At 72.8% G+C, this 24087-nt stretch carries 20 protein-coding genes and 1 tRNA gene; 15 read left to right on the top strand and 6 right to left on the bottom strand.

What is annotated here, in order from left to right; translation table 11 throughout:
* Positions 1-5 precede the first annotated feature (5 nt).
* The 5 genes from ABD883_RS07260 (at position 6) to metX (ending at position 8591) form a co-directional block, all read left to right on the top strand.
* Entirely contained in the window at positions 6-737 is a 732-nt protein-coding gene (locus ABD883_RS07260; RefSeq protein WP_175406961.1) for a porin, read from the top strand.
* On the top strand, positions 727-2535 hold the full coding sequence (locus tag ABD883_RS07255; protein WP_345031061.1) for a DNA polymerase Y family protein: 1809 nt from the start codon (positions 727-729) through the stop codon (positions 2533-2535). The genes ABD883_RS07260 and ABD883_RS07255 overlap by 11 nt, the downstream gene beginning before the upstream one ends.
* Entirely contained in the window at positions 2532-6008 is a 3477-nt protein-coding gene (locus ABD883_RS07250; RefSeq protein WP_345031058.1) for an error-prone DNA polymerase, read from the top strand. Before ABD883_RS07255 ends, ABD883_RS07250 begins: the two co-directional genes overlap by 4 nt.
* Before the next feature lie 157 nt (positions 6009-6165).
* Positions 6166-7476, top strand: coding sequence for a bifunctional o-acetylhomoserine/o-acetylserine sulfhydrylase (locus tag ABD883_RS07245; RefSeq protein ID WP_425548422.1), 1311 nt, complete (start codon positions 6166-6168; stop codon positions 7474-7476).
* Between the two features lie 5 nt (positions 7477-7481).
* Positions 7482-8591, top strand: a complete 1110-nt coding sequence (gene metX / locus ABD883_RS07240) for a homoserine O-acetyltransferase MetX (RefSeq protein WP_295687205.1) — start codon at positions 7482-7484, stop codon at positions 8589-8591.
* Here metX and ABD883_RS07235 read toward each other — a convergent pair whose 3' ends face one another.
* The gene (locus ABD883_RS07235; protein WP_295687207.1) at positions 8592-10643 is read right to left on the bottom strand and encodes an acyl-CoA dehydrogenase family protein; all 2052 of its coding nucleotides are present in this window, start codon (positions 10641-10643) and stop codon (positions 8592-8594) included.
* Entirely contained in the window at positions 10640-11230 is a 591-nt protein-coding gene (locus ABD883_RS07230; protein ID WP_345031053.1) for a TetR/AcrR family transcriptional regulator, read from the bottom strand. The genes ABD883_RS07235 and ABD883_RS07230 overlap by 4 nt, the downstream gene beginning before the upstream one ends.
* A gap of 64 nt (positions 11231-11294) precedes the next feature.
* On the opposite strand from ABD883_RS07230, the gene ABD883_RS07225 reads away from it, so the two are divergent.
* From ABD883_RS07225 to ABD883_RS07200, 6 genes are all read left to right on the top strand, one after another.
* Positions 11295-12584 carry an acetyl-CoA C-acetyltransferase gene (locus ABD883_RS07225; protein ID WP_295687215.1) on the top strand — a complete coding sequence of 430 codons (1290 nt, stop codon included), beginning with the start codon at positions 11295-11297 and terminating at the stop codon, positions 12582-12584.
* Positions 12581-13969 carry a 3-oxoacyl-ACP reductase gene (locus ABD883_RS07220; protein WP_137319720.1) on the top strand — a complete coding sequence of 463 codons (1389 nt, stop codon included), beginning with the start codon at positions 12581-12583 and terminating at the stop codon, positions 13967-13969. Before ABD883_RS07225 ends, ABD883_RS07220 begins: the two co-directional genes overlap by 4 nt.
* Before the next feature lies 1 nt (position 13970).
* A complete protein-coding gene (locus ABD883_RS07215; RefSeq protein WP_295687220.1) occupies positions 13971-14858 on the top strand; it encodes a MaoC/PaaZ C-terminal domain-containing protein in 888 nt (295 codons plus the stop codon).
* A gap of 118 nt (positions 14859-14976) precedes the next feature.
* Positions 14977-15064: transfer RNA gene (locus tag ABD883_RS07210), tRNA-Leu, on the top strand.
* Between the two features lie 91 nt (positions 15065-15155).
* Entirely contained in the window at positions 15156-15887 is a 732-nt protein-coding gene (locus ABD883_RS07205) for a hypothetical protein (RefSeq protein ID WP_295687223.1), read from the top strand.
* Positions 15888-15941: 54 nt separating this feature from the next.
* Positions 15942-16607, top strand: a complete 666-nt coding sequence (locus tag ABD883_RS07200; RefSeq protein ID WP_295687225.1) for a hypothetical protein — start codon at positions 15942-15944, stop codon at positions 16605-16607.
* A 43-nt stretch (positions 16608-16650) separates the two neighbouring features.
* Here the strand turns inward: ABD883_RS07200 and ABD883_RS07195 are convergent, their stop codons facing one another.
* Both ABD883_RS07195 and ABD883_RS07190 read right to left on the bottom strand, forming a co-directional pair.
* Positions 16651-17838: a glycosyltransferase family 4 protein gene (locus ABD883_RS07195; protein WP_295687228.1), complete on the bottom strand. Its 1188-nt coding sequence runs from the start codon at positions 17836-17838 to the stop codon at positions 16651-16653.
* Positions 17839-17845: 7 nt separating this feature from the next.
* Positions 17846-19120, bottom strand: coding sequence for an NAD-dependent epimerase/dehydratase family protein (locus tag ABD883_RS07190; protein ID WP_247424680.1), 1275 nt, complete (start codon positions 19118-19120; stop codon positions 17846-17848).
* A 153-nt stretch (positions 19121-19273) separates the two neighbouring features.
* Here ABD883_RS07190 and ABD883_RS07185 point away from each other — a divergent pair, with 153 nt between their 5' ends.
* From ABD883_RS07185 to ABD883_RS07170, 4 genes are all read left to right on the top strand, one after another.
* Positions 19274-19912: an ATP-binding cassette domain-containing protein gene (locus ABD883_RS07185; protein WP_247424677.1), complete on the top strand. Its 639-nt coding sequence runs from the start codon at positions 19274-19276 to the stop codon at positions 19910-19912.
* The gene (locus tag ABD883_RS07180; RefSeq protein ID WP_265809350.1) at positions 19909-20703 is read left to right on the top strand and encodes an ABC transporter permease; all 795 of its coding nucleotides are present in this window, start codon (positions 19909-19911) and stop codon (positions 20701-20703) included. The genes ABD883_RS07185 and ABD883_RS07180 overlap by 4 nt, the downstream gene beginning before the upstream one ends.
* A gap of 21 nt (positions 20704-20724) precedes the next feature.
* Complete coding sequence (locus tag ABD883_RS07175; RefSeq protein WP_137319712.1) at positions 20725-21414, top strand: PIG-L deacetylase family protein; 690 nt, start codon at positions 20725-20727, stop codon at positions 21412-21414.
* A 67-nt stretch (positions 21415-21481) separates the two neighbouring features.
* Positions 21482-22846, top strand: coding sequence for a M20/M25/M40 family metallo-hydrolase (locus ABD883_RS07170; RefSeq protein ID WP_345031043.1), 1365 nt, complete (start codon positions 21482-21484; stop codon positions 22844-22846).
* 12 nt (positions 22847-22858) lie between these two features.
* On the opposite strand, the gene ABD883_RS07165 is transcribed toward ABD883_RS07170, so the two are convergent.
* A complete protein-coding gene (locus tag ABD883_RS07165; RefSeq protein ID WP_295687245.1) occupies positions 22859-23800 on the bottom strand; it encodes a DMT family transporter in 942 nt (313 codons plus the stop codon).
* Between the two features lie 2 nt (positions 23801-23802).
* Positions 23803-24006, bottom strand: coding sequence for a DUF5703 family protein (locus ABD883_RS07160; RefSeq protein WP_345031040.1), 204 nt, complete (start codon positions 24004-24006; stop codon positions 23803-23805).
* Positions 24007-24087: the final 81 nt, after the last annotated feature.

Below are 24087 nucleotides of genomic sequence, written 5' to 3'. Positions count from 1 at the left end.
GATGCATGTCCGCCGACCCCGTGCACGCGATCAGTGCCCTCACCGAACAGCTCACGCGCCTGCCGGGGATCCGGACGGCCTCCGAGCTGTTCGCCGGGCACCCGCCGTACGCGGTCGACGCCCCGCTGCGGCCGCTCTTCCAGCGCGGCGGGCTGCCGCGCGGCGAGATCCTCGCCATCACCGGCGAGCACTCCTTCTCCCTCGCACTGGCCGCCTGCGCCGCCGCTACGCGGGAGCAGCTGTGGTGCGCCGTCCTGGGCATGGGGGAGCCTGCCGTCGCCGGGATCGCCGACTTCGGCATCGATCTCTCCCACTTCGTCAACCTCCGCACCCCGCTCCAGGACTGGCTGCGGGTGACATCGATCCTCGTCGAGTCCTTCGACATCCTCATCGTCCGGCCCGGTTTCGCCCCGACCCCGGGAGACCGGCAGCGTCTGCTCGCCAAGGTCCGGGAACGGCGGATGACCCTCATCACCCTCGACGAGTTCCCCGGCACCGGCGAGCGGCTCGGCGTCCGCGACGTCCGCTGGGAGGGCACTGCTCGAGGCGCCGGCCGCCTCGAGCAGTGCACGGTCACCGTCCACGGTTCGCGCACCGGCACCCACACCCTCCTGCTCCCGGCCCCCTCCGGCCGGGCCGAGCACCCCGCTCCGATGCCGGGGGCCGAACACTCCGTTCCAGCGGTGGGGGTCGCGCACCCCGGCGGCCCTGTCCCGAGGATCCACAGTGTCGACTGAAGCAGCGTCTGCCGAGTCCACGGCTCCTGCCGAGCTCCCCACCGCGCCGGCCGAGGCCCCGACACCTGCCGAAGCCCCGGCTCCTGCCGAACCACCTGCCTCTGCAGCCTCCACCTCCCAGCGCGTGTCCGTCCATCGCACGGTGGTCCTCGCAGTGCCGGACTGGCCGGCGGTGGCGGCCGGGATCGCGCACGGGCTGAGCACGGCCGCGCCCGCCGCCGTGCTCCGGGCCGGGCGCATCATCTCCTGCAATGCGCCCGCGCGCGCCTCGGGCGTGGAGACCGGGCTCAACAAGCGCGCCGCCCAGCTGCGCTGTCCCGAGCTCACCGTCATCCCCTGGGACCCCGAGGTCGACCACCGGGTGTTCGCCGCCGGGATCGGCGTGCTCGAGGACCTCGTCGCCCGGTTCACCCTGCTGTCCCCGGGCGTGGTGAGCATCCCGGCCCTCTCCCTGCGCCGCACCCACGCGAGCGAGGAGTCCGCGGTCGAGGAGCTCCTCACCGGCCTCACCGACTCCACCGGCTGGGAGTTCTTCCCCGGCATCGCCGATACCGCCTTCGCCGCGCTGCTCGCCTCCCGCACCGCCACCCGCGTGCCGCCGGGCCGGACCGCCGCCTTCCTCGCCCCGCTCCCCATCTCCTCCCTCACCGCGGTCGACGCCCACGCCTACGCCGAGCTCGTCCCACTGCTCGGCCGGCTCGGGCTCACCGCGCTCGGTCGGTTCGCCCAGCTCGCGGAGGCCGACGTCCATGCGCGGTTCGGCACCCTCGGCCGGCGCGCCCACCGGCTCGCCCGCGGTCTGCCCGACCGGATCCCCGCCGACCACGTGCGCGCCCGCGAGTTCCGGGTGCACAGCCCCCTCGACCCGCCGAGCGGCCGCAGCGACGTGCTGTCCTTCCACGCCCGCACCCTCGGTGCCGAGCTGCTCGGCACCGTCCGCGCCGCCGGCCTCGTGTGCACCCAGGTGGACATCGAGCTCACCGCGACGACGGGGGAGACCTGCCGGCGGACCTGGCGCCTCGAGGACATGGACGAGTCGATGATCGCCGACCGCCTCCGCTGGCAGGCCGAGGGGTGGCTCGCCGCCGGGGGAGCCGGCACGGGTGCCGACGGCCGGGGCGGACCCCGTACCCGAGGCGCCCGCCCCGATCGCAGGGCTCGCACTGCCCGCCCCGACCGCACCGCCCGGGCCGTTCCCGAGAACGGGGAGGACCCCGGCCCCGACCCGACACTCGTCAGCGGGGAGGACGGGATCTGCGCGATCGGGCTCGCCGCCGCGGAGCTCCTCAGCCCCCTGGGCACGCAGCAGAGCCTGTTCGACCAGCACCCGGGACGGATCGCGCACACCCTCGAGCGCCTCCAGGGCCTGTTCGGCCCCGACGCCGTGCTCGTCCCCGGCCTGCAGGGCGGCCGCGATCCGGCGGAGACGAACCTCTGGACACCCTGGCAGCAGCGCCCCCGGCCCGAGCGCGACCCCGAGGCCCCCTGGCCGGGCGCGGTGCCGGCTCCCCGCCCCACGCTCGTCGAGCACACCCCGGTGGACCTGCTCGACGAGCGCGGCGCCACGATCGTCGCCCGCCCCGCCGGACTCGACAACGTCCCGGCGCTGCTCCGGATCCCCGGCACGGGGACGGTGCGCGTGGTCGACCACTCCTCGGCCTGGCCGGTGGAGGCCGGCTGGTGGGACCGGAGCACGGCCCAGTACCGGGTGCGCCTCCAAGTCGTCGCCGAGGACGGGGCCGCCTACCTGCTGAGCAAGGAGAGCGGCCGCTGGTACCTCACCGGGAGATACGCATGAACGGCTTCTTCAACCCGCGCACCCCGTGGTCCGAGCTCGAGCGGCGGCTCTCCGACCGGCCGGACCCGCGGGCGGACCGGAAGAGCCGGGAGCCGGACCCCGATGCCGGGTCCACAGGTCCCGGATCCACAGGTCCCGTGTCCGTGGGGCCCGGCGGCTCGGACGGACCGTCCCGGTACGCGGGCCGGGACGCCCGCACGCGCCCGGGACGTGCCATCCCCGCAGGCGCCGACGGCTCCGACGCCCCGGCCTTCTCCCGCCCCGACCGGTACGCGGAGGCCGACCAGCACAGGAGCTCCGACCAGCAGGGGAGCTCCGACCACTCCCTCCTGCCCGCCCGCACACCCGCCCTCCTGCCCGCCCGCACCCCGTGGGCGGAGCTCCATGTGCACTCGGACTTCAGCTTCCTCGACGGCGCCTCGGAGCCGGAGGAGCTCGCCGCCACCGGCGCCCGGGCCGGGCTCACGGGGATGGCGCTCACCGACCACAACGGGCTCTACGGCGCGGTCCGCTTCGCCCAGTCCGCCGCCGAGGCCTCCCTCCCCACGGTGTTCGGCGCCGAGCTCTCCCTCGGGCTCACCGCGAAGATCCCCGGCCAGATCGACCCGCAGGCCGAGCACCTCCTCGTCCTCGCCCACGGGGTCGACGGCTACCGCACCCTGTCCGCGGCGCTCACCGCCGGCGCACTGGCCGGGGAGAAGACCCGGCCGGTGTTCGACCGCGCCGGCCTCGCCGCCGCGGCGGGCGACTGGACGATCCTCACCGGCTGCCGCAAGGGCCCCCTCCTGCCGCACCTCGACGATCCCGACGGCGGCCTCGGCGCGCTCCGCCGCCTCGTCTCGGAGTTCGGCCGCGACCGGGTGGTCGTCGAGCTCACCCGCCACGGCCTGCCCACCGACGACGCACGGATCGCCCACCTGTGCGAGCTCGCCCACCGGGCGCGGCTGCCGGTCGTCGCCACCAACGCCGTCCACTACGCGACCCGGGCCCGCTTCGCCGACGCCCAGGTGCGCGCCGCGGTGCGCTCCCGCCGCTCCCTCGAGGCGGTCGCCGGCTGGCTGCCGCCCACCGCCTCGGCGCGCATCCACACCGGCGAGGAGATGCGCGAGCGCTTCCCGGCCGCCGCCCTCGACACCGCCGTCCGGCTCGCGGCGAGCCACGCCTTCGAGCTCACCGCGGCGCGCGCCGGGCTGCCCGATGCCCCGATCCCCGCCGGGACCGACGAGGCGACCCACCTGCGCCGGCTCGTCGAGGCCGGCGGGCTCGGGCGCTACGGCACCCGCACCGCACACCCGCGCGCCTGGGAGCAGCTCGACCGGGAGCTCGCGACGATCGAGACGATGGGGTTCTGCGGCTACTTCCTCATCGTCCACGACATCGCCCGGTTCTGCCGCGAGCAGGACATCTTCTGCCAGGGCCGCGGCTCGGCGGCGAACTCCGCGGTCTGCTACGTCCTCGGCATCACCGCCGTCGACGCCGTGCGGTTCCGGCTCCTCTTCGACCGCTTCCTCGCCCCCGACCGCGCCGGCTACCCGGACATCGACATCGACATCGAGTCCGGCCGCCGCGAGGAGGTGATCCAGTACGTCTACCGGCACTACGGCCGCCACCGCGCCGCCCAGGTCGCCAACGTCATCACCTACCGCGCGAAGTCCGCCGTCCGCGACGCCGCCGCCGCCCTCGGATACGACCCCGGCCAGCAGGACGCCTTCTCCACCGGCATCAACCGCTGGTCGACCCTGCCCGATCCGGCGGACACCGCGGTGCCCGCCCCGGTGCTCGAGGTCGCCGCCGGACTCCTCGGCACCCCGCGCCACCTCGGCATCCACTCCGGCGGCATGATCCTCGCCGACCGGCCGATCGGCGAGGTCGTGCCGATCGAGCCGGCGACGATGGAGGACCGCACCGTCGTCCAATGGGACAAGGACGACTGCGCGGCGATGGACCTCGTGAAGTTCGACCTGCTCGGCCTCGGGATGCTCACCGCGCTCCACGAGATGGTCGACCTCGTGGCCCGGCACACCGGCGAGCGCATCGACCGGGCGGCGATCCCGCAGGAGGACCCGCGCGTGTACGACATGCTCTGCGCCGCGGACGCGGTGGGCGTGTTCCAGGTCGAGTCCCGCGCTCAGCTCGCGACCCTGCCCCGGCTGCGTCCGCGCACCTTCTACGACCTCGCCGTGCAGGTCGCGCTCATCCGCCCCGGCCCCATCCAGGGCGGCTCCGTCCACCCCTATATCCGCCGCCGGCAGGGCCTCGAACCCGTCGAGCACCTCCACCCGCTGCTCGAGAACGCACTCGACAAGACCCTCGGGGTGCCGCTGTTCCAGGAGCAGCTCATGCAGATGGCGATCGACGTCGCCGGCTTCACCGGCCCCGACGCCGACGAGCTCCGCCGCGCGATGGGCTCCCGCCGCTCACGCGCCCGGATGGAGCAGCTCGCCGAGCGCTTCCACACCGGGTGCGCCGCCCGCGGGGTCGCCCCGGACATCGCACAGGCGATCTTCGACAAGATCGCCGCCTTCGCCAACTACGGCTTCCCCGAGAGCCACGCCATCAGCTTCGCCAACCTCGTCTACGACTCCGCCTGGTTCAAGTGCCACCACCACGCGGCGTTCACCGCCGGCCTCCTGCGCTCCCAGCCGATGGGCTTCTACTCCCCGCAGTCGCTCATCGCCGACGCCCGCCGCCACGGCGTGACGATCCGCCCCGTCGACGTCAACGCCTCGGCCGCCCTCGCCGACCTCGAACCGGACCCGGACTCCACCGGTGGGCTCGCGATCCGGGTCGGCCTGGAATCCGTGCGCGAGGTGGGGGGCGCGGCCGCGACGATCGTCGCCGAGCGCGAGGCGGCCGGGCCCTACGCCTCGATCGCCGACCTCGCCCACCGCACCGGGGTCGAGGTGCGGGTCCTCGAGGGGCTCGCCTCCGCCGGCGCCTTCACGGGGTTCGGCGTCGACCGGCGCCAGGCGCTGTGGCTCGCCGGCTCGCTCGCCGGCGCCGGGCCCGGCGTGCTGCCGGGCACCGCACCCGTCACCGCCGCCCCCACCCTGCCACTCATGAGCGCGTTCGACGTCACGCTCGCCGAGCTGTTCGCCACCGGCCTCACCGTCGAGGGATACCCGACCGCCCAGCTGCGCAGCGCCCTCACCGCCCGCGGGTACGCCTCGACGGAGGACGCCCGGGCGACCGCGGACGGCTCCCGGATCACCGTGGCCGGGATCGTCACCCACCGACAGCGGCCGGCCACCGCCTCGGGCATCACCTTCATGAACATCGAGGACGAGTTCGGGATGCTCAATGTCGTGTGCACCCCGGGACTGATGAAGCGCTTCGCCCCGATCTCCACGAGCCGCAGCACCCTCGTCGTGACCGGGCAGCTGCAGCGTGCCGGTGAGGTGGTGAGCCTCTACGCGCACCGGCTCCACCCGCTCGAGGTGCAGCTGCCCTCCCGCTCCCGGGACTTCCGCTGAGGCGCACCGGAGTGCGACGCCGGGAGTCGGCGCCGGACCTGCCCACCGCTCGCACATGACGCAATGTGACGGAAGATGACAGCCAGATGACATCGGGTGCCGCCGGGACCGCGCTCCCGGGCGAGAGTGGGAGGCACACTTCGATGAGGAGGAACCCATGAGCGAGCTGTCGTTCGAGACCCGGCAGATCCACGCCGGCCAGACCCCGGATCCCACGACGGGCGCCCGGGCCCTGCCGATCTACCAGACCACGTCCTACGTCTTCGACTCCGCGCAGACCGCAGCCGACCGCTTCGCGCTCGCCGACCTCGGCCCGATCTACACCCGGATCGGCAACCCGACCGTCGCCGTGGTCGAGGACCGGATCGCGGACCTCGAGGGCGGTGTCCAGGGCCTGCTGCTCGCCTCCGGCCAGTCCGCGGAGTTCCTCGCGCTCATCAACGTCGCCGAGGCCGGCGACCACATCGTCGCGAGCCCCAGCCTCTACGGCGGCACCTACAACCTCCTCGACGTCACCCTGCGCAAGCTCGGCATCGAGACGACCTTCGTCGCCGACCCCGACGATCTCGAGGGGTGGCGGGCCGCGGTCCGCCCCAACACCAAGGCGTTCTTCGGCGAGGTCGTCTCCAACCCCCGCTCCGACGTCCTCGACATCGCCGGCGTCGCCGAGGTCGCCCACGCCGCCGGCGTGCCCCTCATCGTCGACAACACGCTCGCCACCCCCTACCTCGTGCGCCCGATCGAGCACGGCGCGGACATCGTCGTCCACTCCGCCACGAAGTACCTCGGCGGGCACGGCACCGCGATGGGCGGCATCATCGTCGACGCCGGCACCTTCGACTTCTCCCGCGACCCCGAGCGCTTCCCCGGCTTCAACACCCCGGACGCCTCGTACAACGGCATCGTCTACGCCCGCGACCTCGGTCCGGACTCGCCGTTCGGTGCGAACGTGTCGTTCGGGATCAAGGCGCGCGTGCAGCTGCTCCGCGACCTGGGCCCGGCGCTCTCCCCGTTCAACGCCTTCCTCCTCGCTCAGGGCCTCGAGACCCTGAGCCTGCGCATCGAGCGCCACGTCGCCAACGCCGATCGCGTCGCCGCCTGGCTGGAGGACCACGCGCAGGTCGAGCGCGTCGTGTTCGCCGGACTCCCGTCGAGCCCGTGGTACGAGCGCGCCCAGAAGTACCTGCCGAAGGGCGTCGGCTCGGTGCTGTCCTTCGACATCGCCGGCGGCTACGACGCCGCGGTGCGCTTCGTCGACGCGCTCGAGCTCCACTCGCACGTCGCGAACATCGGCGACGTCCGCTCGCTCGTCATCCACCCCGCCTCCACCACGCACTCCCAGCTCGACGAGGCCGCGCAGGCCGCCGCCGGGGTCAGCCCGGGCCTCGTCCGGCTCAGCGTGGGCATCGAGGGGGTCGAGGACATCATCGCCGACCTCGAGAAGGGCTTCGCCGCCGCGCGCGGCTGAGCCGCATGCCGGTCACCGGACGCACGGGACTCGCCGGATTCACCGACCTCGCCCTCGAATCCGGGTACGTGTTCGAGGAGATGCACATCGCCTACGAGACCTTCGGCACGCTCAACGCGGAACGCACGAACGCGGTCCTCATCGAGCACGCGCTCACCGGCGACGCCCACGTGACCTCCGGGGTCGCCGAGCCTGCGACGGCCGAGCACCCGAGCTCGTTCGCCCCCGGCTGGTGGGAGGAGGTGATCGGCCCGGGCCGGCCGATCGACACCGACGAGTTCTTCGTCGTGTGCGCGAACGCGCTCGGCGGGTGCAACGGCAGCACCGGGCCGACGACCATCCACGCCGACGGGCTGCCCTACGGCTCGCGCTTCCCCGCGCTCACCGTCCGGGACCTCGTCACCGCCGAGCTCGCGCTCACCGACAGGCTCGGCATCGAGTCCTGGCACGCGGTGATCGGCGGTTCGATGGGCGGGGCGCGCGCGCTCGAGTTCGCGCTGCTCGCTCCGGAGCGTGTGCGCAAGGCCACGGTGCTCGCCGCGCCGGCGTACTCCGACGCCGACCAGATCGCGTGGGCGCACACCCAGATCCAGGCGATCGCCCTCGACCCGGACTACTGCGGCGGGGACTACGCCGCGCTCGGCCGGTTCCCCGCCGCGGGGCTCGGGCTGGCACGCCAGATCGCCCACCTGACCTACCGCAACGACGTCGAGCTCAACCACCGGTTCGCGAACGCGCACCAGTTCCCGCGCCCGGCCGGGGCCCCGGACACGTACTACTCGATCCAGAGCTACCTCGACCACCAGGCGCGCAAGCTCGTCCACCGCTTCGATGCGGAGTCCTACCGGGTCCTCACGGCGGCCCTGCGGGATCACGACGTGCGCCGGGGCCGGCACTCCGACCTCGCCGAGGCGCTCGCCGGCGCCCGCAGCGAGTTCCAAGTCATCGGCATCTCCACCGACCGGCTCTACCCGCCGGCGCAGGTCGCCGAGCTCGCGGCCGCGCTGCCGGGCACCGTGACCCACCACACGATCGAATCGTGGGCGGGTCACGACGGCTTCCTCACCGAGGGGCAGAAGGTCGGTCGGCTGGTGCGCGGCTTCCTCGAGGGCTGATCAGCCCTTCCGGGTCCGCTCCCGGTGGAGCACCTTCTCGTCGACCGGATGGTCGGCCTGCGCGCGGGCGCGCCGGTAGTGCTCGCGCGCCTCGGTCTGGCGCCGGGCCTCCACGCCCTCGGCGATCGTCGCGCGCCGGTGCTCGGGGCCGTAGCCGAACGCGGCCACGAGGTCCGCGGCGTTGCCGGCGAGCTTGGCGCACAGGCGGTTGATCGCCGGGCCCACCTGCCGGGCGCGGTTCATCGAGAGCCGCCCGTACATGATGTGCCAGCCGATGCTGCGCTCGATGAGCGTGAGCCCGTAGAGGTCGCGGATGCGGCGGAGCGCCTTGGCCTCGTCCGCCCGCCGGGGGTCGTCGTCGAAGGTGTGCATCGCGGTGTTGAGCGCCTGCCACTTGAGGAGCTCGACATAGGCCTTCGCCGCTTCGATGAGCTCGTGCTGGTTCTCGTTGAGGAGCGCGGCGGCCTCCTCCTTGGGGAGCTTGGAGGCCGGACGCAGATTGCTCGCGAGCTCGGCGACCATGGTGTCGACGCGAGCGGACAGGAGCAGCTCCTGGAGCCGGCCCGAGCGGATCCGGCGCTCGGTCAGCCCCGGGGTGAGCACCTCGCCGATCGTGCGCCCGACGTTCGCGAGCCCCGAGCGGTAGAGGGAGTGCTCGGCGGCCTGCGTGCCGATGAAGCGCGCCACCCCGCCGACATCGATGTTCTTGAACTCCGCGGCGTAGTCGCCGAGCAGCCGCTTGCCGACGAGCTGGAGGAGGACGGTGTTGTCGCCCTCGAAGGTGACGTAGACGTCGAGGTCCGCGCGCAGCCCGGTGAGGCGGTTCTCCGTCATGAATCCCGCCCCGCCGCACGCCTCGCGGCACTCCTGGAGGACGTCGAGGGCGTCCCAGGTCGACGTCGCCTTGAAGCCGGCCGCCTGGGTCTCGAGGAGCTGGCGGGCCTCGTCGGAGTCGTCCTCGCCGGAGAACACACGCTGGAAGGAGGCCAGCAGCACCTCGTGCGCGATCGCGTTCGCGTAGGTCTCCGCGAGCAGCGGCATGAGGCGGCGCTGGTGCTGCTGGTAGTCCATGAGCACGACCTCCTCGGTGTCGTCGGCCCCGGTGAACTGCCGGCGCTCGAGGCCGTAGCGCACCGCGATGTCGAGACCGAGCTTCGCGGCCACGACCGCTGCTCCGTCGAGCGACACGCGCCCCTGGACGAGGGTGCCGAGCATGGTGAAGAACCGGCGCCCGGGGGAGTCGATGGGGGAGGAGTACGTGCCATCGGGGGCGACGGCGCCGTAGCGGTCGAGGAGGTGGGTGCGCGGCACCCGCACGTCGGCGAAGGCGAGCCGGCCGTTGTCGACCCCGAGCAGCCCGCCCTTGCGTCCGTCGTCCTCGATCGACACGCCGGGCATGGGTTCGCCGTCCTCGGTCCGGATCGGGACGAAGAAGGCGTGCACGCCGTGGTCGACCCCGGCGGTGATGAGCTGGGCGAACACGACGGCGGCCCGGCCGTGCGCGGCGGCGTTGCCGATGTACTCCTTCGTCGCGGCCCGGAACGGGGTGGTGATGACGAACTCCTCGGCCGCCGGGTCGTAGACCGCGATGGTGCCGAGCGAGGCGACGTCGGAGCCGTGCCCGATCTCGGTCATCGCGAAGCAGCCGAGCAGCTCCCCGCGCTGGGCGGGCAGGAGCCACTGCGCGTGCTGCTCGGCATTGCCGAGGTGCTGGATCGCCCCGCCGAACAGCCCGTACTGGACGCCGGCCTTGATCTGCAGGCTCGGGGAGGCGGTCACCGACTCCTCGAAGGCGGCGACGTAGCCGGCGTGGTCGTTCTCCCCGCCGAGCTCGGTGGGCAGGGAGCGCAGGGTCGAGCCGGACTCCCCGAGCGCGCGGACGCCGCGCAAGGTGGCCTCGCGCATCTCGTCGAGGTCGCCGGTGATCGGCGGCACGGTGTCGGGGTGCTCGACGAGCGTGCGGCCGCGGCGGCGCTCGGAGGCCCACCGGCCATCGAGGAGGTCGGCGAGCACGGACGGGTCGACGGTGAGCGGGGTCTTGGTGCGGTTCATCGGTGTACCTCCATGAAGCTGCGGCTGGAATCCCACAGCCAGGTCGTGAGTCGGGTGGTGAAATCGTGGCGGTCGCGCGGGTCGAGGAGCCACTGCTCGGTGCACGAGCGGACGAAGCCGAGCGCGCCGGCCGCCCACTGCACCTCGGCCTCCCGGGTCAGCCCCATGCGCACGCAGAGCAGGTCGGTGACGTCGGTGAGGAAGCCGCGGGCGGGTGCGCCGCCGGAGACCGCGGAGTCGCAGAAGCGGTAGACCTCCGGGGAGCCGGCGGCGAGCGCGGTGAAGGCGTCGATCATCGCCTCGAGCGCGGCGCGGGAGTCGCCCTCCGGGGCATGGGCGGCGGCGAGCGAGCGGCGGATGGTGTGCATCGCCCAGTCGCCCATCGCCGCCTGGAGGCCCGAGCGATCGCCGAAGTAGCGATAGAGGACGGTCTTCGTCGTGCCCGAGCGGGCGGAGATCTGCTCCATCGAGAGGTCCGCCCCGTGCTCGGCGACGACGTGCCGCACCGTGCGCAGCAGCTCCCGGTGCCGGCGTCGGCGGTGCTCGTCCCAGCGGGCGGAGCGACCGTCGGATGTGATGGGTTTCATGCGTCAGACAGTATCAGGTACTGTCGGTAACGGTTAAACGTCCCCACGTTCCCAGGAGGAACCCATGACGCATCGCAAGGCCGCCGTGCTCGGCGGCAACCGCATCCCGTTCGCCCGCTCGAACAAGGAGTACGCGCACGCCTCGAACCAGGACATGCTCACGAGCGCTCTCGACGGCCTCGTGGCCCGCCACGGGCTGGCCGGACAGCGCCTCGGCGAGGTCGCCGGCGGCGCGGTCCTCAAGCACTCGAAGGACATCAACCTCACGCGCGAGGCGGTGCTCGGCTCCGCGCTGAGCCCCGAGACCCCTGCGTTCGACCTCGGGCAGGCCTGCGCCACCGGGCTCGAGGCGGTCGTGTCGATCGCCGGCAAGATCAAGCTCGGCCAGATCGACTCCGGGATCGCCGGCGGCGTCGACTCCGCCTCCGACGCCCCGATCGTGGTGAGCGAGGAGCTCCGCAGCATCCTCCTCGAGCTGTCCCGCGCGAAGTCCGTGCCGCAGCGGCTCAAGACGCTCTCCCGGCTGCGCCCGGCCGACCTCGCACCCCAGGCCCCGACCACCGGAGAGGCCCGCACGGGCAAGTCGATGGGCGAGCACCAGGCGCTCTCGACCGCCGACTGGGGCATCACCCGGCAGGCCCAGGACGAGCTCGCCGCCGCCTCCCACGCCAAGCTCGCCGCCGCCTGGGACCGCGGCTTCTTCGACGACCTCGTCACCCCGTTCCTCGGGGTCACCCGCGACACGAACCTGCGTCCGGACTCCACCGTGGAGAAGCTCGCCGGTCTGAAGACGGTGTTCGGCAATTCCCTGCCGGCCGAGCCGACGATGACCGCCGGCAACTCCACCCCGCTCACCGACGGCGCCTCGACCGTGCTCCTCGGCAGCGAGGAATGGGCGGCCGAGCAGGGGCTGACGCCGCTGGCCTACATCGTCGACGCCGAGGCCGCCGCGGTGGACTTCGTCGACGGCTCGGAGGGGCTGCTCATGGCCCCGGCCCACGCGGTCCCGCGCCTGCTCGCCCGCAACGGCCTGACCTTCGCCGACTTCGACGTGTTCGAGATCCACGAGGCCTTCGCCGCCACCGTGCTGTGCCACCTCGCTGCCTGGGAGAGCGAGGAGTACTGCCGGGACGTGCTCGGCCTGCCCGCCGCGCTCGGCCCCATCGACCGCGAGCGGCTCAACCCGCTCGGCTCCTCGCTCGCCGCCGGCCACCCCTTCGCCGCGACCGGCGGACGGATCATCGCGAGCGTGTCGAAGCACCTCGCGGAGACCGGGAAGCGCCGCGCCCTCGTGTCGATCTGCGCCGCCGGCGGCCAGGGCCTCACCGCGATCGTGGAAGGAGCGCGAGCATGAGCGACCGCTACATCTCCGTCGTCAACGGGCCACTCAAGGGCATCGTCAAGAGCCTCGGCCTGCCGGCACCGGTCGAGCTCCGCCGCTTCGACCCCGCGGACCCCCGCCACGGGTACCTGACGGAGCCGATCCTCGTCGTCGGGCCGGCCGCCTCGGCCGACCCGATCGCCGAGCTCCTCCTCGGCGCCGACTTCGAGGTCGTCCGCACCGCCACCCCCGGTCAGCGGTACTCCGCGATCATCGGGGTGTTCACCGGGATCGACGACCCGTCCGAGCTCGGTCCGACCGCCCTGGCGATCGGCGCCGGCATCAAGCAGCTCGCCCGGTGCGGGCGCATCGTCACCATCGCCGAGGCCGCCGGGCTCACTCCCGAGGAGGCCGCCGGCACGACGGCTGCGGCGAACGCCGCACGCAATGCCGTCACCGGGATCACGCGCTCACTGGCCCACGAGATGCGCGCCGGGGCGACGGCGAACGGGATCGTCCTCGACGGCGTCGACGTGCTGGCGCCCTCGGCCGTGTCGGCCCTGTGGTTCCTCCTGTCCGCGAAGTCGGCCTACGTGTCCGGCCAGTTCCTCACCGTCGACTCCGCGCGCGGCACCGCGGTGACCGCGCGGGAGTTCGCCGCGACCCGCACCTCGGGGGCCGAGGGAGCCGCTCCGCTCGCCGGCCGCACCGCAGTGGTCACCGGGGCGGCGCGGGGGATCGGCGCCTCGATCGCCGGGACCCTGGCCCGTGACGGCGCCCGCGTCATCGGCGTGGACGTGCCGGCCGCCGGCGATTCGCTCGCGCGGACGATGAACGGGATCGGAGGGGTGGCCCTCCAGCTCGACATCACCGCGCCGGACGCCGCGGCGACGATCGCCGCACAGGTCCGCGGACCGATCGACATCCTCGTCCACAACGCCGGGATCACCCGCGACAAGCTGCTGGCGAACATGGACGGAGCGCGGTGGGACTCGGTGATCGCGGTGAACATCGCATCCCAGCTCCGGATCAACTCAGGCCTCACCGAGCTCGGCGCCTGGGGCGAGCACCCGCACGTCGTGTCCCTCGCCTCGACCTCGGGCATCGCCGGCAACCGGGGGCAGACGAACTACGCCGCCTCGAAGGCCGGTGTGATCGGTTTGGCCGCCGGCGCGGCCGCGGAGTTCGCCGCGCTCGGCGGCACGATCAACGCCGTCGCCCCGGGGTTCATCGAGACCGAGATGACCGCGAAGATGCCCGTCCTCACCCGCGAGCTCGCACGCCGCGTCTCCAGCCTGCAGCAGGGCGGGACGCCGCAGGACGTCGCCGAGGCGATCGCGTACCTCGCCTCGGACGCCGCCGGCGGCATCAACGGCCGCGTGCTCCGCGTGTGCGGCCAGAACATGGTGGGAGCGTGACATGAGGGAACCCCAGCGCAACACGCACGAGAACCCCGGTGAGCAGCAGTCCTCGATGCTGCCGATCTACGGGCGGGCGCTGCTGGGCATGCTGCCCGGCCGGCGCCGCTCCGCCCAGGTGCCCGGCGGGGAGCTCAGCCGCACCGTGGTCATCGACCCCGCCGAGGTCGCCCGGTTCAGCCGCGTCGTCGGCGCGCCGGTCGGCAACCGCGTCCCACCGGCCTACCTCCACGTCCTCGGCTTCCCGCTGAGCATGCGGCTGATGACCGACCCGCGATTCCCCGTGCCCGCCATGGGCATGGTGCACATCCGCACCGCGTACACGCAGCTCCGCCCGGTGGAGGTGGGGGCGGAGCTCACCCTGACCGTCGGCGTCGAGGAGCCGCGGGCCCATGCCCGCGGCACCGAGATCGGCTTCCGCGTGCGTGGATCCGTCGCCGGCGAGCCGGTGTTCGACGAGACCTGGGTGTGCCTGGCGAAGGGTGCCGCCCTGCCCGGTGCCGCACCGGCCGCCGAGCGGGAGCGGAAGGACTTCGCCGCTCCCGTGCCGACCGCCGAGTGGCGGCTCGCACCGGCGATCGGGCCGCAGTACGCCCGGGTGTCCGGGGACTACAACCCGATCCACATGAACCCGCTGGCGGCCAAGGCGTTCGGGTTCCCGCGCTCGATCGCGCACGGGATGTACACCGCTGCCCGCGGCTTCGCCGCCGCCGACGTCCGGCTCGATGCCTTCCGCTGGGAGTTCGAGTTCGCGAAGCCGATCGTGCTGCCCGCTCGGGCGGCCTTCCGGGTCACCCGGCGGGAGGCCGACGGCAGTGTGGACTATGCGGTGTGGAACCCGAAGTCCGGCAAGCCGCACCTGCTCGCAGCGGTCGCACCCCTGCGCTGAGGCACTGCAGGGGCCTCCCGCGGGTGCCCGACCGGAACGGCCGATATGACATGCAACACATTCGGCCGTTCCGGTTTGGCTTCGCCCGAAAGTGTGTGTAAAGTTCTATCTGTTGCCTGCGCGGGTGGCGGAATTGGTAGACGCGCTAGCTTGAGGTGCTAGTGCCCAACTTATCGGGCGTGGGGGTTCAAGTCCCCCCTCGCGCACAGGAACACAGGCCCCGGAGAGATCCGGGGCCTGTTGCTTTCCCCGTTCGGCTCCGGCCCTACAATCGGGATACCGGAAGGGTGCGGACGCATGGAGGAGACCACCCGTGCGCTGCTCTCCCTGCTCCTCGAGATCGGACCGCTCACCCTGCCCGCCGCGGTGAGCCCCGTCGTGTTCATCAACGCGACGACCATCGTCACGACGATGGACCGGCGTGCCGCCTCCCGCTATGTGCTCGGCAACGCCGCCGTGCTCCTGGCGATCGGGATCGTCAGCGCCGGCATCCTCGGCGCGAGCCTCACCGCCGTCATCGAGCGCGAGGTCCTCTCCGGTGTGTTCCAGGGCCTCGTCGGCGTCGCCCTGCTCGTCTACGGGTCCGTCCTCGTCAAGCGCTACTGGGCCTCCACCGGGGGCCGCCGTCGCGCGGAGCGCACCGGGTCCACCGCGGCGAAGTCGCCGGCGACCGAGGCCGTCGAGGCCGTCGGCAGCGCCCGCTCCCGGGGCACCCTCGTGTGGGGAGCGGCGACGATGGCGACGAACTACACCTCGCTGCCCCTCTACATCGCCGTCACCCAGGACATCGTCGGAGCGCCCTTCGGGGTGTGGTGGAAGGCTCCCGTCCTGCTGTTCGTCATCGCAGTCATCTCCACACCTGCGTGGCTGCCGTCCGTGCTCGCGCGCACCGCTCCGCAGCGCATGGCCCGGATCCAGCGCCGGCTGGCCTCGCGCGCGCCGCGCCGGTGGCCGATCACCCCGCTGCTGCCGATCGTCGCATGCCTCGCCGGCGGCGGCTGGCTGCTGTGGATCGCCGTGCGCGCCTGAGACGATAGGCTCGATCCGTCATGACACCGCCGTCTGCGAAGGGGACCAGGGCCGTTGACATCAGATGACCGCGCCGCACCGGACCGGGAGCGCTACTCCGCCGCAGCCCTGCGGGCCGGGATGCTGTGGCTCTACGCCGAGGCGCACGGCCTCGCCGCCGCCGAGGTGCCCGGGTCGTCCGAGCCCGAGGAGGACCCCGGCCTCGGCGAGGCCGCCGCGGCGATCCTCAGCGAGCAGGGCGCTTCGGCGTCCCGCATCGCCCGCTGCCGCGCCGGCATCCGGGCAGCCCTGCGGGTGCTCGCCGCCGGGACCGCCGCGGAGTTCTCCGCCGAGGCGTACGACCGGACGCGGCAGACCGTGATCGCCGGTGAGCACTCCGCCGGCCTGCCCGGTCACCGGATCTGGCCCCCGACGAGCCAGACCGTGCGCCGGACGCTGGGGGAGGGGTACTGGAACTCCGCTCTGCGGGCGGTGGGCCTCCCGGTGTCCGGCCGCGGCCGCGCCCGAGGCGCATCCCGGTACTCCGAGGAGGACTACCGGGCCGCGGTGCGCGACTTCCTCACCGCCGCCGAGCGCGCGGGCACCCCGACGAGCTTCGTCGCGTACCAGGACTGGGCGCGCGCGGAGAGCACCGCGGGCGCCCCGCGGCCGTCGGGCGCCGGCCTGCGTGCGCACTTCGGCGGCTGGCAGGCGGCGCGGGACGCCGTCGATCCTGCCTGAGGAGCGCCGGCCTGAGGAGAACCGGGCTCGGTGAGCGTCCGACTCAGCGGGCGCGGGGCATCGGGCGGCCGAGGAGCTTGATCCGCCACGCCGGCTCCACGTGGTTCGTCCAGTGGCGATCGATCGCGAGCTCGTAGAACTCGACCAGTCGCTCCGTCGCCGCCCGCCAGCTGTACTGCTCCGTGCTCGCCCGGCCCTGCGCGCCGAGGCGCCCGCGCAGCTCCTCGTCCTCGAGCAGGCGCGAGATCTGCCGCGCCATGTCCGGGGCATCGTTCGGCTCGAACAGCAGCCCGTCGACGCCGTCCTGCACGGCGAAGGGGATGCCGCCGGCGCGCGCCCCGACGACCGGCACCCCGGAGGCGAGCGACTCGAGTGCCACGAGTCCGAGCGTCTCCGTCGTCGACGGGAACACGAAGACGTCGGCCGAGGCGTACGCCGCGGCGAGCTCCTTGCCGCTCATGTAGCCGGTGAACACCGTCCGCGTGCCGGCGAACTCGCGCTGGAGCTCCGCGGCGTGCGGGCCCGAGCCGACGAGGGCGAGCCGCGTGTCCTCCGGGAGCCGGGCCATGACCGCGCGCAGCACCCCGAGGTCCTTCTCCTTCGACAGCCGCCCGACGTAGATGAGGAGCCGGTCCTCGGGATGCCCGTCGGTGAGACGCGCACGCATGTCGGGTGAGGCATTGGCCGGCGTGTAGCCGATGGTGTCCACGGCCCGCGGCCACAGGTCGATGTTGCGGATGCCCGCCGCCCCGGCCTGTTCGACCATCTGCTGGGAGGTGCAGAGGTTGACCTCGGCGAGGTTGTGGATCCAGCGGATCCACCGCGTCGTCGTGTCGGTGATCCACTCGAGCCCGAGGCGCTGGGTGTACTCCGGCACGTCGGTGTGGAACGACGCGAGCATCGGCAGGTCGCGGCGCTTCGAGGACATCGTGCCGTAGGCGGCGAGCCACACCGGATTCACCGCGTGGACGACGTGCGGATGGAACCGCTCCATGGTGCGGGCGATGCTCGCCGTCGGCAGACCGACCCGGAGCTCCGGGTACCACGGCTTGAAGGCGACGGATGCCACCGGGACCACCCGGAACCCGGCATAGCGGGCCGGCGGGTTCCCGGGAGCGAACACGACGACCTCGTGCCCGAGCTCGGCGAGATGGTCGAGGGTGCCCATGAGACGGGTGACCACACCGTCGATCTTGGGGAGGAAGACCTCGGTGAAGAGCGCGATCCGCACCGGGGTCTCAGCGCCCGGCGGCGGTCGGCACGGCGGCGGGACCGGCGGCCCCCGCCTCGGTCCCGGCGAGCGAGGGCGGGACGCCCTCGTGGGTGGTCCGGTTCCACAGGGAGCGGGCCGGGATCCGCGACAGGTCCGCCCGTTCCCGGTAGCGCTTCGCCGTCTCCTCGACCTCGAGGAGCAGACCCTCGGACAGGGTCGTCGGCTGCAGGCCGAGGTCGAGGAAGGTGGCGTTGACGACGTGGAGCTCGTTCTCCGGCGACTCCTGCCGCGGGTTCGGCACGAGCTCCATCGTGGCCCCGGTGATCTCGCAGATGAGGGCCGCGAGGTCGCGCACCCGGTGGGTCTCGGTCATCTGGTTGAAGATCTTCACCCGGTCGCCGGCCTCCGGCGGGTTGGCGAGCGCGATCTCCACGCAGCGCACCATGTCCTGGATGTGGATGAAGGCGCGCGTCTGGCCGCCGGTGCCGTGGACGGTGAGCGGGTAGCCGACGGCCGCCTGCATGAGGAAGCGGTTGAGCACGGTGCCGTAGTCGCCGTCGTAGTCGAAGCGGTTGACGAGGCGCTCGTCCTGCTTGGTCTCCGCGGTGTTCGTGCCCCAGATGATGCCCTGGTGCAGGTCGGTGATGCGCAGCCGGTCGTTCTTCGCGTAGAAGGCGAAGAGGTGCTGGTCGAGCACCTTCGTCATGTGGTAGATCGAGCCCGGGTTCGTCGGGTAGAGGATCTGCTGGTCGATGGGGTACGGGTCGACCGGGTTGCCCTCGGCGTCCTCCGTCGCGGTGACCTGGACGTCGAGATAGCCCTCCGGGATCTTCATCCCCGCGGTGCCGTACCCGTAGACGCCCATCGTGCCGAGGTGCACGAGGTGGACGTCGAGGCCGGACTCGACGACCGCGGCGAGCAGATTGTGGGTGGCATTGACGTTGTTGTCCACGGTGTAGCGCTTGTGGCCGGCCGACTTCATCGAATACGGCGCGGCACGCTGCTCGGCGAAGTGGACCATCGAATCCGGCGCGGTGCGCGCGATGAGCGCGAGCAGGCCCTCGGGGTCCTGCGCGAGATCGAGGTCGACGAACTCGATGGTCCTCCCGCTGACCTCGTGCCACGCGGCGATCCGCTCCTCGATCGAGCTGATCGGGGTGAGCGACTCCGCCCCGAGCTCGGCGTCGATGGCCCGCCGGGACAGGTTGTCGACGATGACGACCTCGTGGCCGCGAGCCGACAGGTGCAGTGCCGTGGGCCAGCCGCAGAAGCCGTCCCCGCCGAAGACGATGGTCTTCACTCGGTTCTCCTCGTTCGTGTTCCGGTTGCGTAGTGGTGCGGGATCGTGGGTGTGCGGGTGCGGAGCATGTCCGCATCCTCCGATCACCCTAGCCCCTGCACCGGCGCCGAGGTCGCAGGCACCCCGGTCCCGCGCGGTCCGTAGACTGACCGCATGCCGGTCTTCGAGCTCGAACAGGTGCGCTTCCGCGGCGTCCTCGACATCCCCGCGCTGCGCATCGAGACCGGGGTCACCGCGGTGACCGGACCCTCCGGCGCGGGCAAGTCGACGCTCCTGAGGCTCCTCGACGACCTGCGCGAGCCGGAATCCGGCACGATCCGCCACCGCGGCACCGACATCCGGGAGATCCCCGCGATCGAGCTGCGCCGGCGGGTCCCGATGCTCTCCCAATCGCCGGTCGTCGTGCCGGGCACCGTGCTCGACAACCTCGCCCGCGCCCATCGGCTGCAGGAGCGTCCCGATCCCGCACCGGACGCCGCCGCCGAGGCGCTCGCCGCCCTCGGCCTGACACAGGACCTCGACGCCGATGCCGGGGTGCTCTCCGGCGGCGAGCGCCAGCGCCTCGCCCTCGCCCGGCTGCTGCTCCTCACGCCCGACACCGTGCTCCTCGACGAGCCGACCTCCGCGCTCGACGAGGACACCGCGCTGCGCGTCATGGGGACCCTGGTGCGGCTGCTCGCCGCGGGCGGCACCGACATCGTATTCGTCACCCACAGCAGCGCGCTCGTCGACGCCTGCGCCGAGCACCGGGTCGTCGTCTCCGGGGGCACCGCGCGGCAGGCGGCGCGATGAGCGGCGGCCTCGTCGTGCTCGGCTGGCCGCAGGTCGGCCTCGCCTTCGTCATGGTGCTCGTCGTGCTCCTGCTCATGGTGGCGACCCGGGTGGGCCGGCGCGGGGAGATGCTGTGGGCGTGCCTGCGGATGACCGTGCAGCTCGTCCTCGTCGGACTCGTGCTCGGCTGGGTGTTCGCCCACCCCAGCTGGTGGCTCACCGGGCTGATCTTCGCGCTCATGCAGGTGTTCGCCGTCGCCACCATCCTCGGGAAGTTCCGCGGCCGGCTGTCGCTCGCGCTGCGCCGCGTCGTCGTCCTCGCCTCGACGGCCGGGACCACCGGCGCGGTCGCCTGGTTCCTGTTCGTCGTCGTCGGGCTCAGCCCCTGGTACGAGCCGCGCTACGTCATCCCGATCGCCGGGATGCTCATCGGGAACTCGATGACCGGCATCACCCTGGGCCTCAAGGCGCTCGTCGACGGGATGCGCGAGAACCGCGACGCGATCGAGGACGCGCTCGGCCTCGGCGCCGCGCCGCGTGCCGCCATCGCTCCGCTCGTCCGCTCCGCCTTCGAGAGCGCGCTCATGCCGACGATCAACAGCATGCTCGGCACCGGGATCGTGTTCCTGCCCGGCATGATGACCGGCCAGATCCTCGCCGGGGTCGACCCAATGACCGCGATCGGCTATCAGATCGCGATCCTCCTCGGTATCGTGGGAGCCGTCGGCACGACGGTGTTCCTCGCCCTCGTCCTCGGCGCGCGCACTTACTTCGACGCCCGCGACCGGCTCCGCGACGACCGCATCCGCTGACCCCGATCCGAAAGGACGCCCATGCTCGACACCCTGCCGGAGGACTTCGACTCCGTCCTCCTCGTCATGGCCCACCCGGACGACCCCGAGTACGGCTCGGCGGCAGCCGTCGCGCGCTGGCTCGCCGAGGGGAAGCGCGTGGGCTACGTGCTCGCGAGCCGCGGCGAGGCCGGCATCGCCGGGCTCCCGCCCGCGGATTCCGCGCGGATCCGGGAGGCCGAGCAGCGCGCCGCCTGCGCCGCGATCGGAGTCGAGCACCTCGTGTTCCTCGACGAGCCCGACGGCTCGATCATGTACACCCGTGAGCTGCGGACCGCGATCGCCGAGGAGATCCGGCGGTTCCGCCCCGAGGTCGTCATGGTGCTCAACTTCCACGAGACCTTCGGGGGCCGGCACCCGAACTCCGCCGACCACCGGCACGTCGGACTCGCAGCGCTCGACGCGGTGTCCGACGCCGGGAACGAGTGGATCGTCCCCGGCGAGCGCTACCAGGGTGTGAAGTACATCCTCGAGTTCGCCGGCGAGCCCACCCACGTCGTCGACGTCGACGGCCACGTCGATGCGGCCGTCACCTCGCTCATGGCCCACGAGCGCTACCTGCAGGCGCTCTCCGACGCCCCCGTCGAGGAGCAGGCGCGCGCCCAGATCGAGCGCGCCACCGCCGTCGAGGGATTCGACACCCCGCACATCGCCGTCCGCCTCTACGGCTGACACCACGGCCGAGAACCCGGCCGACACCGCCCGCCCGCACCACGCCGACCACCGACCGAGGACCCCGATGACGTCTCAGACCCCCGACCCCAGCTCCCCGCAGTCCACCGCGCAGCAGGACACCGGCGCGCAGATCCCGAGTGCGGAGTCCGAGGTGGTCGGCATCTGCCGCGAGCTCATCCGCTTCGACACCCAGAACTGGGGCGGGAACACCGCTCGGCCGGAGCGCCCCGCCGCGGAGCGGATCGCCGAGTGGTTCACCGAGGTGGGCCTCGACTCGGAGATCTTCGAGTCCTCACCGGGCCGGGCGAGCCTCGTCGCCCGCATCCCCGGCAGCGATCCCGGCCTCCCGGCCCTTGTGGTCCACGGCCACACCGACGTCGTGCCCGCCGACGCCGCCGAGTGGGCCGTCGACCCGTTCTCCGCCGAAGAGCGCGACGGCCTGATCTGGGGCCGCGGCGCGGTCGACATGAAGGACATGGACGCGATGATCATCGCCGTCGTGCGGAACTACCTGCGCACCGGCCTGCGCCCCCGCCGCGACCTCATCATCGCGTTCTTCGCCGACGAGGAGGCCGGCGGCACCTACGGCGCACGCTGGATGGTCGAGAACCACCCGCACCTGTTCACCGACGCGACAGAGGCCGTGTCCGAGGTCGGCGGCTACTCCGTCGACCTGCGCGGTCAGCGGGTGTACCTCGTGCAGACCGCGGAGAAGGGGATCGCCTGGCTCAAGCTCGTCGCCCGCGGCACGGCCGGCCACGGCTCGCAGATCAACGAGGACAACCCGGTGACCAAGCTCGCCGCCGCGGTCGCCCGGATCGGTGCGCACGCCTGGCCCGAGCAGCTCCCGCAGGCCACCGAGGACCTGCTGCGCGGCGTGTCCGACATCACCGGTGTGCCCTTCGGCGCGGAGACCTACCCGGAGCTGCTCGCCGAGCTCGGGTCGGTCGCGAAGTTCGTCGGCGCCACCCTGCGCAACACCTCGAACCCGAGCCTGCTGTCCGCCGGCTACAAGCACAACGTCATCCCCTCGACGGCCGAGGCGCTCATCGACTGCCGCACCCTGCCCGGTGAGCACGACGCCCTCATGCGCACGGTCCGCGAGCTCGCGGGCAGCGACGTCGAGGTGCTCACCGAGATCGAGGCGCCCGCCCTCGAGGCGCCGTTCTCCGGGCGGCTCGTCGACACGATGACGACCTCCCTGCTCGCCGAGGACCCCGGGGCGCGGGTGCTGCCGTACACGCTGTCCGGCGGCACCGACAACAAGTCGCTGGCCGCGCTCGGGATCCACGGCTACGGATTCGCGCCGCTGCGCCTCACCGGGGACCTCGACTTCCCGGCGATGTTCCACGGTGTCGACGAGCGCGTGCCGGTCTCCGCGCTGACCTTCGGCACCCGGGTGCTCCACCGCTTCCTCCTCGAGGCCTGAGCGGCGTGGACCTCAGGTGCGCCGGCGCCGGGGGAGCGAGGCGATGAGCACGCCGGAGAGCACGATCGCCATCGCGAGGTAGGTCGTCCACGTCACCGGGGTCGCGGCGGCGGGGAACAGCAGGTCGATGACGAGCGAGCCCACGAGGCTGCCGAACAGCGAGGTCAGGCTGAGCAGGAGGACCCCGAGGTGCTCGACGGAGACCGTCGTGATCCCGATGAAGGCCACTCCGATGACACCGCCCATGAGCGTCCACCACTCACCGGGCAGGTCCGGCAGGCCGGTGAAGCGGACGCCGGCGGCGAGCAGGCAGAGTGCCACGGCGACGAGGAAGATCGACCCGCCGAGGAAGTTGATGAACGTCGCGGTCGCGGCCGAGGCCGAACGCAGCTTGATCCGACCGTTGGCCGCCTGCTGGAAGGCGGTCATCGACCCGGCGAGGAACGGCAGGAACGGCGCCCACCAGCTGATGCCGTGCTCGAGCACGCCGCTCGAGGACACGACGACCCCGACGAGCACCACCGCCACACCGAGCACCCGCTGGAGGCTGAGGGACTTCCGTCCGCCCGGGGGCAGGGAGGTGTTGTCGACGACGAGCGCGCCGGCGAGCTGACCGGAGACGAACGCCATGGTGAACACCGCGACGCCGAACAGCGGCACCGTGATCGACTGCGCGATGACGACGGCGGCGCCGCCGAGGCCGCCGAGCGTCATCCACCACGGGACCTCCTGGGAGCGCAGAAGCCGCACGACGAGGGCCAGCCCGCGACGGGTGCGCGGGGAGACGAGGGCGACGACGAGCATGACGAGCAGGCCACCGAGGAAAGACACCGTGGCGGCGAACAGGCCGTTGCCGGTGATCCCGGCGAGGGCGGCGTTGGCGTTGCCCTGCACGGCCATGCCGAACCCGGCGAGCGTCGTCGCGACGGCGCTGAGGAGGAGGGGGAGCCGCACGATCAGGCGGTGCGCTGCACGCGGATGATGCGGCGGCGCAGCCACACGGTGCGGGATCCGCCCATCCCGATCCGGGTCCGGGCGAGCTCCCAGCGGCCGTACTCGGCCTCCTCGGTGAGCAGGGTGCGGGCCTCGCTGCGGGTGGTGTCGCGGGTGAAGCTGATGGTGCGGAACTCGTACTCCACCGGGGTCCGGGTGCGCTTCATCGTTCCTCCGCGAAGTGAGTGCAGCAGTGTGCTGGGCCTGGCGATCGGTGATCGAGCGTAACCGTACCACCGGGCCGTGGG

The sequence above is a fragment of the Brevibacterium pityocampae genome (assembly GCF_039541555.1).
GTDB classification, from domain to species: Bacteria; Actinomycetota; Actinomycetes; order Actinomycetales; family Brevibacteriaceae; genus Brevibacterium; species Brevibacterium pityocampae.
This window is presented reverse-complemented; position numbering and strand designations above follow the sequence as displayed.

What these genes read in the sequence shown, in the direction of transcription:
- ABD883_RS07260 (WP_175406961.1), top strand. Translation starts at nt 6, where the DNA reads ATGTCCGCCGACCCCGTGCACGCGATCAGTGCCCTCACCGAACAGCTC.
- ABD883_RS07250 (WP_345031058.1), top strand. Translation starts at nt 2,532, where the DNA reads ATGAACGGCTTCTTCAACCCGCGCACCCCGTGGTCCGAGCTCGAGCGG.
- ABD883_RS07245 (WP_425548422.1), top strand. Translation starts at nt 6,166, where the DNA reads ATGAGCGAGCTGTCGTTCGAGACCCGGCAGATCCACGCCGGCCAGACC.
- metX (WP_295687205.1), top strand. Translation starts at nt 7,482, where the DNA reads ATGCCGGTCACCGGACGCACGGGACTCGCCGGATTCACCGACCTCGCC.
- ABD883_RS07235 (WP_295687207.1), bottom strand. Translation starts at nt 10,643, where the DNA reads ATGAACCGCACCAAGACCCCGCTCACCGTCGACCCGTCCGTGCTCGCC.
- ABD883_RS07230 (WP_345031053.1), bottom strand. Translation starts at nt 11,230, where the DNA reads ATGAAACCCATCACATCCGACGGTCGCTCCGCCCGCTGGGACGAGCAC.
- ABD883_RS07225 (WP_295687215.1), top strand. Translation starts at nt 11,295, where the DNA reads ATGACGCATCGCAAGGCCGCCGTGCTCGGCGGCAACCGCATCCCGTTC.
- ABD883_RS07220 (WP_137319720.1), top strand. Translation starts at nt 12,581, where the DNA reads ATGAGCGACCGCTACATCTCCGTCGTCAACGGGCCACTCAAGGGCATC.
- ABD883_RS07215 (WP_295687220.1), top strand. Translation starts at nt 13,971, where the DNA reads ATGAGGGAACCCCAGCGCAACACGCACGAGAACCCCGGTGAGCAGCAG.
- ABD883_RS07205 (WP_295687223.1), top strand. Translation starts at nt 15,156, where the DNA reads ATGGAGGAGACCACCCGTGCGCTGCTCTCCCTGCTCCTCGAGATCGGA.
- ABD883_RS07185 (WP_247424677.1), top strand. Translation starts at nt 19,274, where the DNA reads ATGCCGGTCTTCGAGCTCGAACAGGTGCGCTTCCGCGGCGTCCTCGAC.
- ABD883_RS07180 (WP_265809350.1), top strand. Translation starts at nt 19,909, where the DNA reads ATGAGCGGCGGCCTCGTCGTGCTCGGCTGGCCGCAGGTCGGCCTCGCC.
- ABD883_RS07175 (WP_137319712.1), top strand. Translation starts at nt 20,725, where the DNA reads ATGCTCGACACCCTGCCGGAGGACTTCGACTCCGTCCTCCTCGTCATG.
- ABD883_RS07170 (WP_345031043.1), top strand. Translation starts at nt 21,482, where the DNA reads ATGACGTCTCAGACCCCCGACCCCAGCTCCCCGCAGTCCACCGCGCAG.
- ABD883_RS07160 (WP_345031040.1), bottom strand. Translation starts at nt 24,006, where the DNA reads ATGAAGCGCACCCGGACCCCGGTGGAGTACGAGTTCCGCACCATCAGC.